The sequence below is a fragment of the Brevibacillus sp. AY1 genome, assembly GCF_029870785.1.
Taxonomy (GTDB): Bacteria; Bacillota; Bacilli; order Brevibacillales; family Brevibacillaceae; genus Brevibacillus; species Brevibacillus invocatus.
The window spans coordinates 37615-48062 of record NZ_JAFLPN010000027.1 but is presented as its reverse complement, the minus strand read 5'-3'; the positions used below and the strand labels follow the sequence as shown (position 1 = coordinate 48062).

11 protein-coding genes and 1 other annotated feature are annotated in these 10448 nt (G+C 50.4%); of the genes, 3 read left to right on the top strand and 8 right to left on the bottom strand.

Annotation, left to right across the window (positions count from 1 at the left end; genetic code table 11):
* Positions 1 to 122 precede the first annotated feature (122 nt).
* The 4 genes from JZI27_RS18565 to JZI27_RS18550 form a co-directional block, all read right to left on the bottom strand.
* Positions 123 to 1316 (bottom strand): M20 family metallopeptidase, encoded by a 1194-nt coding sequence (locus tag JZI27_RS18565; RefSeq protein WP_251243712.1) that lies wholly within the window; start codon positions 1314 to 1316, stop codon positions 123 to 125.
* A 49-nt stretch (positions 1317 to 1365) separates the two neighbouring features.
* On the bottom strand, positions 1366 to 2601 hold the full coding sequence (locus JZI27_RS18560; protein ID WP_280208635.1) for a Zn-dependent hydrolase: 1236 nt from the start codon (positions 2599 to 2601) through the stop codon (positions 1366 to 1368).
* Between the two features lie 119 nt (positions 2602 to 2720).
* Complete coding sequence (locus JZI27_RS18555) at positions 2721 to 3254, bottom strand: HXXEE domain-containing protein (RefSeq protein WP_251243711.1); 534 nt, start codon at positions 3252 to 3254, stop codon at positions 2721 to 2723.
* Positions 3255 to 3270: 16 nt separating this feature from the next.
* The gene (locus tag JZI27_RS18550; protein ID WP_280208627.1) at positions 3271 to 3861 is read right to left on the bottom strand and encodes a TetR/AcrR family transcriptional regulator; all 591 of its coding nucleotides are present in this window, start codon (positions 3859 to 3861) and stop codon (positions 3271 to 3273) included.
* A gap of 129 nt (positions 3862 to 3990) precedes the next feature.
* Positions 3991 to 4256: a binding site (T-box leader), on the top strand.
* 69 nt (positions 4257 to 4325) lie between these two features.
* Here JZI27_RS18550 and trpS (JZI27_RS18545) point away from each other — a divergent pair.
* Both trpS (JZI27_RS18545) and trpS (JZI27_RS18540) read left to right on the top strand, forming a co-directional pair.
* On the top strand, positions 4326 to 5312 hold the full coding sequence (gene trpS, locus JZI27_RS18545) for a tryptophan--tRNA ligase (RefSeq protein WP_280208626.1): 987 nt from the start codon (positions 4326 to 4328) through the stop codon (positions 5310 to 5312).
* A 330-nt stretch (positions 5313 to 5642) separates the two neighbouring features.
* Positions 5643 to 6545, top strand: a complete 903-nt coding sequence (gene trpS / locus JZI27_RS18540; protein WP_280208625.1) for a tryptophan--tRNA ligase — start codon at positions 5643 to 5645, stop codon at positions 6543 to 6545.
* Positions 6546 to 6643: 98 nt separating this feature from the next.
* Here the strand turns inward: trpS (JZI27_RS18540) and JZI27_RS18535 are convergent, their stop codons facing one another.
* Entirely contained in the window at positions 6644 to 7324 is a 681-nt protein-coding gene (locus tag JZI27_RS18535) for a queuosine precursor transporter (RefSeq protein ID WP_280208623.1), read from the bottom strand.
* Positions 7325 to 7525: 201 nt separating this feature from the next.
* Positions 7526 to 8098, bottom strand: a complete 573-nt coding sequence (locus tag JZI27_RS18530; protein ID WP_280208621.1) for a ferritin-like domain-containing protein — start codon at positions 8096 to 8098, stop codon at positions 7526 to 7528.
* 150 nt (positions 8099 to 8248) lie between these two features.
* Between JZI27_RS18530 and JZI27_RS18525 the strand changes: the two genes are divergently transcribed.
* Complete coding sequence (locus tag JZI27_RS18525) at positions 8249 to 8602, top strand: SDR family NAD(P)-dependent oxidoreductase (RefSeq protein ID WP_280208620.1); 354 nt, start codon at positions 8249 to 8251, stop codon at positions 8600 to 8602.
* Here JZI27_RS18525 and JZI27_RS18520 read toward each other — a convergent pair.
* Positions 8582 to 8980 carry a VOC family protein gene (locus JZI27_RS18520; RefSeq protein WP_122910759.1) on the bottom strand — a complete coding sequence of 133 codons (399 nt, stop codon included), beginning with the start codon at positions 8978 to 8980 and terminating at the stop codon, positions 8582 to 8584. The two genes, JZI27_RS18525 and JZI27_RS18520, sit on opposite strands and share 21 nt — an antisense overlap.
* Positions 8981 to 9089: 109 nt before the next feature.
* The gene (locus tag JZI27_RS18515; protein ID WP_481752825.1) at positions 9090 to 10382 is read right to left on the bottom strand and encodes an NCS2 family permease; all 1293 of its coding nucleotides are present in this window, start codon (positions 10380 to 10382) and stop codon (positions 9090 to 9092) included.
* Positions 10383 to 10448: the final 66 nt, after the last annotated feature.

The window sequence follows — 10448 nt, the reverse complement described above, 5'->3', positions numbered from 1 at the left end:
TGCACTTATACTATCTTCCGCTAATCTTTTTAGCGCTTTAGCGCACTTAAACTTTCCGATAGTACAAAAAAACCTCCTGCTGATGAGGAGGTTTTTCAATGGATGATTCGTTTGAATGAACTTTACTCTGCGCGTTCCATGAGGATTTTTCTTGCCGCATTGACAAACATCTTCACGCCGATTTCCAGCGCATCCTCGTCAATGGTAAAGCGAGCATGGTGATGCGGGTAGGTAATGCCTTTTGACTGATTGCCAGCCGCGATGTAAAAGAAGCAGCCAGGTGCTTTTTGCTGGAAGGCAGAAAAGTCTTCTCCGCCCATCGTCGGACGAGGACGGGCTACCCATTCTTCGCCAAGCGACTCTACCACGACTTCTTCCATCAGACTGGTTACCATTGCGTCATTGATCACAGGGCGGTAGCCGTTCTCGTATTTAAACTGATAGGTTGCCCCGTGCGCTTCCGTAATTCCTTTGATGACGCGCTCCATCAGTCCCGGGACGCTTGCACGCAGATTCGGATCGAAGCTGCGCACGGTACCGCAAATTTCCACCGTGCCAGGAATGACATTATGCGTAGTTCCGCCAATAAATTGCGTCACGGAGACGACCAAATTATCCAACGGATCGGTATTGCGCGACACAATATGCTGCAGATTGGTCACGACCTGAGCCGCAACGGCAATGCTGTCAATCGTCTGGTGCGGCAGGGCGGCATGCCCTCCCTTACCGTTCACCGTAATCCAGAAAGTGTCCGGTGCAGCCATCATCGGTCCAGTGCAAATGCCGACACTCCCGAATTCCATTGAGGACCACAGATGCGTCCCGATCACCATATCTACGCCGTCCATGACGCCTGCTTGTACCATCTCCTCGGCTCCACCAGGAAACAGCTCTTCCGCATGCTGAAACAAAAAGCGGATTTCGCCCTTTATTTGTTCTTGCATGCCCGATAACAGCTTGGCTGCACCCAAAAGCATCGCTGTATGTCCATCGTGGCCACAAGCGTGCATCACGCCCGGATTTTGCGAAGCGAACTCGAAGGTGTTCTCTTCCGTGATCGGCAGGGCATCCATATCCGCACGCATGGCGAGAACAGTTCCCGGGGCTGGTCCGATCAGGCGAGCCATGACACTGGTTTTGGTCGGACGGGTGATCTCCAGGTTTCCAAAGGATTGCAAGGTATCATAGACAAACTGCGCCGTGTTTTCTTCGTGAAAAGATAGCTCTGGATGCTGATGCAGGTGCCTCCTCCATGCGATTACCTGCTCCCGAATCTCCTCTACTGCCTGGTTTAACGTTGCAACTGCTGTTGTCATAGACGTTCTCCTCCTCTGGATTGGTGAAAGGAATTGATTTCGGCCTCATCTATTCATGATTCGGTTGAGCCAGTGAGTAAACCGTGCGATACAAAACCGCCGTACTGTGTGCACAATCCTCTTTTGTCGTATATTCCGCAGGATTGTGGCTTATGCCATCACGGGAACGGGCAAAAATCATTCCTACAGGGCACAGGTCTACCAGCTGCATGCCATCGTGACCTGCACCGCTCGGCAACAGCATCGTCTCCAGGCCTTCTGCTTCGCAAGCTGCCAGGGCCGCTGCCTGTACTTCCCTAGAGCAAATGACTGGGGCTACGCGCTGCATGTTTTCCACCTGCAGAGTGACACCACGCCGTCCGCAAATCTCGTTGGCATCCTGCAGGATCTTTTCTTCCACCTGGTCGCGAATCGCTTCATCCACATCGCGCAGGTCGAGCGTAAATTCGACGCGACCGGGGATGACATTGACTCCTCCCGGAAAAGCCTCCAGCTTGCCGACCGTTCCTACTGAACTGCCTGTCTTCGCTGCTTCACGCTCGATCGACAGCATAATTTCGGAAGCAGCAGCCAGCGGGTCTCTGCGCAACGTCATCGGTGTCGTTCCTGCGTGCCCAGCCTCCCCTTCCAGGACGAATTTGACCCAGATCGGACCGGCAATTCCACTGACGACACCCACTGCCAAGCCTTTGCTTTCGAGTACCTTGCCTTGCTCGATATGCAGCTCCACGTACGCCTTGACACTTCCCGGCTCGCGCTTTGCGGATACGATCCGTTCTGGCTCAAGACCGCTTTGGCGCATGGCTTCCGCAATCGAGACGCCGTCCTTGTCACGCGCAGACAGCTCCTCTACCTGCAATCGTCCACCGAGAGAGCGACTGCCGATCATGCCGTAGCCAAAACGCGTCCCCTCCTCGTCCGTAAAAGCGATCACTTCGATGGGGTGCTCCGTTTCCACACCTCTGTCGTTCATGGCCTGCAGGATTTCTACACCTGCCAAAACGCCCAGAGGTCCGTCGAAATCACCTCCATTAGGGACAGAATCGATATGCGAGCCGACCAGTACGACAGGTGCCTGCGAGTTCGTACCGTCCTTGCGTCCAATCAGGTTGCCCGCCTCGTCTTCCCGTACCGCCAAGCCTGCCTCCAGCATAAAGCCCTTTACCAAATCCTTCGCCGCGCGTTCTTCGGGTGTAAAGGAAAGTCGTGTCACACCACCCGCTTCCTGCCTTCCAATGGCACCTAGCTGCATCAAGCGTTCCCACAGACGATTCGCATTGATCACGGTTGAGCCACCTCTTGTATCTGCATTTTCATTTTGCTTCATGGTGCTTGTCTCATCCTTTCCATTGTAGAATAATCTGTCAATTTCGAAAAGATCGATAATCGCCACACATCATGTCATTACAATTTTATCGGTTTACTCGCCTTCTGTCCAAGCGAGAGTACAAGATGCAAGACTGGAACGATCAGCAGCACGAAAGGGAGCGTGCTCACCATCAAAGACCAGGTGATCACTCCTTCCTCCAAAAGCCGTGCGTACGTGTAAAGCCCATAGGGGAGGATCAGTGCGACGGCTGTTACGACACCTGGTGTATAGGCGCGCAGCAGAATCGTCTGTCCGATATGTGTAAAAACATGGAGGAACATGACGTGCAAGCAGACGAGAAAAAAAGGAAGATAGGTTCCTTTTGACCATGTCGCAGCGGTAAGTAGAACGGCTGCCGACAGGATGATAAATATCCCCGTCACGGCTACTGCAAATTGCGCAGTCGTCATGAAAAGCAGCGGTTTGAAATGCTTTTCCAATGCGACAGGCAATTTGCGAATCAGCTGCTTGCGGTGGCGAGTCAGCCAGTTTTCCACGACAATAATCTCCTCCAGATCATGCAGCATAAAGACGACCAAAAACAGCCAGATTACATTCACCAATTCCATGCTTATCCCCGCCTTTTCATGGATGAGGTCGGACGATGCCGTGCGCAATCAGCGTTACCGCCTGATCAGCCAGCTCCTCCGCCGTCTTTTCTCCGTTTAGCAAATACCGCTCCGTGAGCCGATACAAAATCGCCACCATGGCTTCTGCTGCGACCTCGGGGCTGAATTCCCCCCGTAGATGTCCAGCCTCCTGATTGCGCCGCAGGTTGGATTCCACCATCTGTGCCAACTGACGATGCAGATTTTCTCCTTCATCGGTTGCTTGCAGAAATACCTGTGTCAGCTTTGGCACACTCGCAAAAAACTGGAACAGCTCCAACAGATTTTCTTTTAATTTCGGAACCGTCCATTCCTTTGACAGAGGCGTCACCTTTCTTCCTGCATCCGCCAGCTCCCAGAGCTTATGGAAAAATTCGTCACGCAGCTCCTGATACATGGCTTCCTTGCTCGGGAAATACAGGTAAAACGCAGCTTGAGTCAAACCGGCCCGTTTGACAATATCGCCCACCCGGGTAAGGTGGTAGCCTTTTCCTGCAAACTCCTCGGCTGCTGCTTCCAACAGGCGATTGCGGCTCATTTCCCCTTTTTCAGTCCTCGTTCTGTTCATTGTCCCACCTCAAAACTAACTAATCAGTTATATAACTACAAAGTTAGTTTACCAGCTTTTGGACTTTTTCCGCAAGAGGCTCTTGCTTTTTTTCTGTTGACTCGGTAGAATAATGCCTCAAAGGAAGATTGCACAGCGATGAGGAAGAAGAGTAGGCATTTGATGAGACTTCAGAGAGCTGATGGTTGGTGAGAATCAGCGTCGAGTGAATGTTGAATGGGCTTCCGAGCTCCAGACCGAACCCGCATATTTGCGGTGCGTAGGCTTTGGCGTGACGTCCGTACGTTATCATGGACACCGTATCGATTTTGGGTACGGAGCAAAGTGATTTTGCGCGCGGCTGTTCGTCATGTGCGAGATAACAAGGGTGGCACCACGGTTCATTCGTCCCTGTCTAGGGCGGATGGACCTTTTTTGCGTTCAATTCGCGATATGAATTTGAAAAATGAAAGGAGCTTTTCACCATGAAAACCATTTTCTCCGGCATTCAACCAAGCGGCATCCTGACACTGGGCAACTACCTGGGTGCCATGAAGCATTTTGTCCCCCTGCAAGAGGAATTCAACTGTTACTACTGCATCGTCGATCAGCATGCGATTACCGTTCCTCAAGAGCCTGCCGTCCTGAAACAGAACATCCGTCGTCTGGCGGCACTCTATCTGGCTGTCGGGCTGGATCCGAACAAAGTGACCCTGTTTATCCAATCCGAGGTGCCCGCTCATTCCAAGCTGGGCTGGATCATGCTTTGCACGTCTTACCTCGGTGAGCTTGAGCGCATGACCCAGTTCAAGGACAAATCGGACGGTCGTGGCGAATCCATCCCTGGCGGACTGCTCGCGTACCCGCCGCTGATGGCAGCCGACATTCTGTTGTATGATACAGACTTCGTACCTGTCGGTGAGGATCAGAAGCAGCATTTGGAATTGACCCGCGATCTGGCCAACCGCTTCAACAGCCGCTATGGCGAAGTCTTCAAGATTCCAGAAATTCGCTTGCCGGAAACAGGTGCGCGTATCATGTCGCTGCAGGAAGGCACGAAGAAAATGAGCAAATCGGATTCCAACCAGGGCGGATTTATCTCCATGCTGGACGACGCTGACACGATTACGAAAAAAATCAAGCGTGCACAAACCGACTCCGACAGCAGCGTACGCTTCGATAAAGAGGCAAAACCAGCAGTATCCAACCTGATGACCATTTACTCGCTGTGCGCAGGCAAAACACTGGAAGAGATTGAAGCGATGTATGAAGGCAAAGGTTATGGCGCTTTCAAATCGGAGCTGGCTGAAGTCGTGGTCGAGACGCTTCGCCCGATTCAAGAGCGCTACGAGCAGCTTTTCCATTCTTCGGAGCTGGATGACATTCTTTCGGATGGCGCTAGAAAAGCGAACGAGGCGGCGAATCGGATGCTGCATAAAGTAGAACAGGTCATGGGAATGGCGCGAGTGTAACCCACTGGATCGTTCTAGACTGATCAAAATACAAAAAGGTAGAGGTACGTTTCAACGTGAAAATGAAGTCCTAGACTACCACTGCCTTTACATGATTAACGATGTTGATGAAGAGCAAGTACGTATCAGATAATGAGGTTCAGAGAGTCGGTGGTTGCTGTGAACCGATCCTCACCTGATGCCGAATGGGCTTCTGAATCGCTCCGCTGAACAAAAGTAGGCGCTGCCGGAATTCTCTCCCCGTTATCAAGAGAGGAGTATCGTAATGATGATGTTCCACATCTTACCGTACTTTCGAGTGAATCGCTTTTTGCGATTAAAAAAGGTAAGTTGCAAACCCAATACGATACTTACTTAATCTTGGCTGACGTCCAAGCTCTAACTACTCATTTTGAAAAACCAGAGTTGATTAAACAAAACTTACGTAATGTGGCGTTGGATTATTTATCAGCAGGTATTAACCCTGATCATGCAACCATATTTATTCAGTCTTTGATCCCCGAGATTGCTGAGTTAACTACTTATTTTTCCATGTTTGTTACGGTCAATTCTCTACGGCACAATCCTACAATAAAAGCGGAAGCCGCGGAACGTGGGTTTCAAGATATGTATTACGGGTTCCTTGGATACCCCGTAAGTCAGGCGGCTGATATTACTTTTTGCAAGGCGACGTTGGTTCCCGTAGGAGAAGACCAGGTTCCTCATATCGAGCAAACAAGGAAAATTGTCCGTCGCTTCAACCAACTGTATAAACCTGTGTTCGTGGAACCAAAACCACTCGTTGGTGATGTTCCACGTCTTGTCGGATTAGACGGAAATAATAAAATGAGCAAAAGTCTTGGAAATGCCATCGATTTGGACTCTACCCCAGAAGAGGTTAGTGAGAAGATAAAAAAAGCGACGACTGATCCTGCACGCATCCACAAAACGGATAGCGGCCATCCTGAAATTTGTCCAGTCTATGCTTATCATCAAGTATTTCGTAAAGAGGGCTCCGCTGAGATTTATGAGAGTTGTAAAAAGGGGCAAATTGGATGTATGGAATGCAAACGAAAAATGACGCAAAGTATTAACGATTTACTAGAACCTATGAGGGAACGGAGAATCGTGTATCAAAACGCTCCCAAAAAGGTCGATGAAATTCTTATGTTGGGTACAGAAAAAGCACGCCTTGTAGCAAAAGAAACCATGCAAGAGATACGTGAGGCAATGAGTATGAACTATTTTAAATAAAAGCTACTCGTTTGTTTTATCAGTCTATAACCATACACTTCATCAAACAAGAGGATGTACCACAAGTAGTCTGATACTACTGGGGTACACCCTCTTTCTTAATCCTCCGGAACCTTCATATTGCGTGCAATATAGAGTACTGGCGTCGATGCTGCTGATACGACGAATTTGATCAGGTAGGTGGTAAGCAGAATTTGCAGCCAGACGTCAAAGGGATACAATCCCCAAAAAGCGATGGTGCAAAACGTCAGGGAATCGAGCAGTTGGCTGATCAAAGAGCTTCCGTTGTTGCGAATCCATAGCTGATTGGGACGCGGACATTTTACTTTTAGCCAGCTATAGATTTTCACGTCCACGAACTGACTGATGAAATACGCGGACAGGCTGCCGACCACCAGCTGCGGCATCAATTCGAACAACGCTTGCAGATGAGGCTGGGCAAAGTCCGTCTCGGTCGGCTCAAAGAGAAGGACCAGCTGCATGATGATGGTGGTGGCAATCAGGCTGAAGAAGCCGAACCAAACCGCTTTTTTGGCTGCCCTCTCGCCGTATTTTTCATTCAACAGGTCGCTCGTCAAATAGATGGATGCATAAATGGTGTTTCCCAGTGTCATGACGATTCCAAACATCTCAATCGTTTTCAGAACCTGGATATTTGCGAGCACGGTAGCCACTCCCACCCATGCGTAGAGACCCATTCTGCCAAACAGGCGGTAACAGAGCAGAAAGAGACAGAAGTTTACGAGAGCAAACCCCACTCCCAAGGAAAAATTAAACATGATAAGTGCCTCCTAGTTTTGGTAACGCGGGAGTTTTCCGAACCGCGGCCCTGTGATGGACATTCTGTCATTCTACGTTTTTTCACCCGCTTTGGCAATAATCTTCCCATCTCTTCGCACCATGAGCCACATTGCCAGCAACCATGCAAAAGAACCCGTTCCACCACTTGAAAACGGGTTGTATTCTTCTCTGTCCATCCGCTACTTATTTTTCGCATACAGCCAATTGTAGTAGCTGGCATGCTTCATTTCATCCGTCATGATCTCAAAAATCGCATCGCGATATCGGGAGGGGATGTTCTGGTAGATCACGCGATACTTTTCAAAGGCCTTCAATTCTCCCATCAATGCCTTTTCGATCCCGTCCAAATAGCTCTCCGGCTTTTGAAATGTCTCTCGCTCCTCCATCGCAGGGGGCTGTTGACCAGTCAGCTCGGTGTAGATCTGACGAAACCAGCGGCGATGCTTTCGCTCGTCATCTCGGATGCCCGCAATCACCTGTTTTTCCTGCTCCGTCGGTGCCACGCTGATCAGATAGTCGTAAAACAGCTCGTCGTGGCGCTCGTCACCGATTGCCTCCTGGATCAGCCTCAAGGCAATTTGCGTCTGATTGTCGTACCGAGGGGTTGCGACAGGCAGCAGCATTTCTTCACCTGGAAACGTATACGGGTCGTAAGTTGCGTAGGCGTATGGCGGATACCAGTATCCATTCATTCCCATCATTTTGCTCGCTCCTCCCAGCTTTTTCCCAATCAGGGTATTCGCCCCGTTCACGAAAAGAGCTTTTCCCAAGCACAAATATTGTTTAATTCGCCTTTTCACATGGTAGAACCATCCTGCTTTCGAGGAATGGCAGATGGAATTCTGGATAACCTATCTAGCGAACAGCACTATGATTGTAGTCTAGCTATGAACGGGGGAAGAATGTTGGAATTAAAGGAGAAGAAAGCGCTCATCACTGGAGCTGGCAAAGGAATCGGCCGGTCCATTGCGCTTGCCTTGGCAAAGGAAGGTGTGCATGTCGGCTTGGTCGCCCGCTCAGCTGCGGATTTGGAACAACTGGCAGGATCCATCTCGAACGATTATCCTGTGAAAGCCGTCTACGCCACTGCAGATGTGGCCATTCGAAGCGAGGTGGAAAAAGCCTATTCCTCCATCAAAAATCACCAATCCGCAATAGGTTGGTGCCCAACAACAGACAGATACCAACCTGTGCAAGAAGTCGAGAATGATCGCCTTCTGTACAGGCGGTACTTTTTATTGCGCTTCTATTCCTAGTATCGCGTTGATTCGCTCGCCCATTTCATGCGGGTCCTTGTATTGGAAAAGTCCGATCTGATTCCCCCAAGGATCAGCAATTGTACCCCACCTGACCGGCACTTCTTCTCTCTCGTAGATTTCAAATGGCTCAACGCCGAGCTCCTTGATCATCCGCTCCCGCTCCCGATCGAGATTCGTGACGCCCAGTCTCAACGGGCCACTTTTTGCCGCAGGCTCTCCCTCAGCCACCTGTAGCCAGCAGCCGGGTATCAGCTCCCACTCTGCAAACCCCTCATGCGGCACAAAGTCTGGTTCCCGTTTCAACAACGTCTGGTACCAGCTGCGTCCCTTTTCAAAATCAGACACTCGTATCTGAACCGTCATTTCGTAGATCATCGCTTGCCTCCCTGAGAACCCTTTTTCGATTCGTGTATCTATCCTAGATTCCCCAAGCATCTGTGCTTTTCCTACTAGTAAAGCCCCCGACCAAAGTCAGGGGCTTTCTTTACGTCAACATCGGCAACACCAGATTCAGCAAAAACAGTCCGGAAATCACGTACAACAGGGCAGGCACTTCACGTCTTTTGCCCAAAGCCAGCTTCAGCAGCGGATAAGCCACAAAACCAAAGGCGATTCCGTCTACGATACTGTAAGACAGCGGGATGATAGCAATGATCAAAAATGCCGGAAAGCCCTCGGTGAAATCCTTCAGGTTGATATTCTGAACATTTTGCAGCATCAAGGCACCGATGATGATCAAGACAGGCGCTATCGCCCCATCCGGAATCATTTTGACGAGGGGCAAAAGTCCGAGTGAGATCAGGAAAAGTGTTCCTGTCACTAATGCGGTCAAGCCGGTTCTCCCCCCAGCCGCAATCCCCGCAGCAGTCTCCACCGTTGCGACCGTCGGACTGGTACCCATCACACCCGATATCGCTGTGGACAAAGCATTGGCTTGGAGTGCACGACGGAATTTCTGCGGCTGCCCGATCATCGCGGTATGCCCGTGAATCAAGCCGATATTTTCAAAAACGATGACCATCGCCAGCGAAAAGGTCGCGATCCAAAACGGCAGCTCCCACATTCCGCTAAAAGAGAGCCCGGCGAATACTTGACCATACTCAGCCAGGGAAAAGGAGCCTCCCTCTCCCGGCTCCACGACCCCAAGCCATAGCCCCAGCCCTGTACCAACTGCCATTCCGATCAAAAAGTTGCCTGGTACGTTGCGGACAAACAGGATCAGCGTGATGATCAGGCTAACTATCGTGACGATGACAGGAGGACTGGACAAATCCCCCAAGGCCACAAAGGTAGCCGGGTTGGTCACGATCAAGCCGCCTTTCTGCAGTCCGATAAAGGTCAGGAACAAGCCGATGCCGACCGTAATCGCTTCCTTGAGCGAAGCTGGAATCGCATTGGAAATATGCTGCGCTACTCGGGTAAAAGCGATCACGGTAAAAATCAAGCCGGAGACAAATACGGCTGCCAGCGCTTCTTGCCAGCTCAGTCCCATCGATTGACAAAGCGTATAGGTAAACAGCGCATTAATCCCCATGCCTGGCACCAGAATAATGGGTGCGTTTGCCCAGAAGGCCATCAAAATCGCGCCAATGAAAGATGTCAAGACGGTCGCGAGGATACCTGCCGCAAGCGGAATTCCGGCGTCCTCCAAAATCGATGCGTTTACGGCTACAATATAGACTATGGTGATAAAGCCGATTAACCCGGCCATCAGTTCCCGTCGAATCGTCGTGTCGCAAGCGCGCATGTGAAATTTCTTTTCTAGACACGTACGCACAGATTTTCCCTTCTTTCTGTCTTTTCCTTAAGAAAGCTACGAAACATATGCTATCATAGCCCTATC

Excerpts from the sequence above, each read along its gene's own strand:
- JZI27_RS18535 (WP_280208623.1), bottom strand. The coding sequence starts at position 7,324 with ATGTTTAATTTTTCCTTGGGAGTGGGGTTTGCTCTCGTAAACTTCTGT.
- JZI27_RS18565 (WP_251243712.1), bottom strand. The coding sequence starts at position 1,316 with ATGACAACAGCAGTTGCAACGTTAAACCAGGCAGTAGAGGAGATTCGG.
- trpS (WP_280208626.1), top strand. The coding sequence starts at position 4,326 with ATGAAAACCATTTTCTCCGGCATTCAACCAAGCGGCATCCTGACACTG.
- JZI27_RS18525 (WP_280208620.1), top strand. The coding sequence starts at position 8,249 with ATGTTGGAATTAAAGGAGAAGAAAGCGCTCATCACTGGAGCTGGCAAA.
- JZI27_RS18555 (WP_251243711.1), bottom strand. The coding sequence starts at position 3,254 with ATGGAATTGGTGAATGTAATCTGGCTGTTTTTGGTCGTCTTTATGCTG.
- JZI27_RS18520 (WP_122910759.1), bottom strand. The coding sequence starts at position 8,980 with ATGATCTACGAAATGACGGTTCAGATACGAGTGTCTGATTTTGAAAAG.
- JZI27_RS18550 (WP_280208627.1), bottom strand. The coding sequence starts at position 3,861 with ATGAACAGAACGAGGACTGAAAAAGGGGAAATGAGCCGCAATCGCCTG.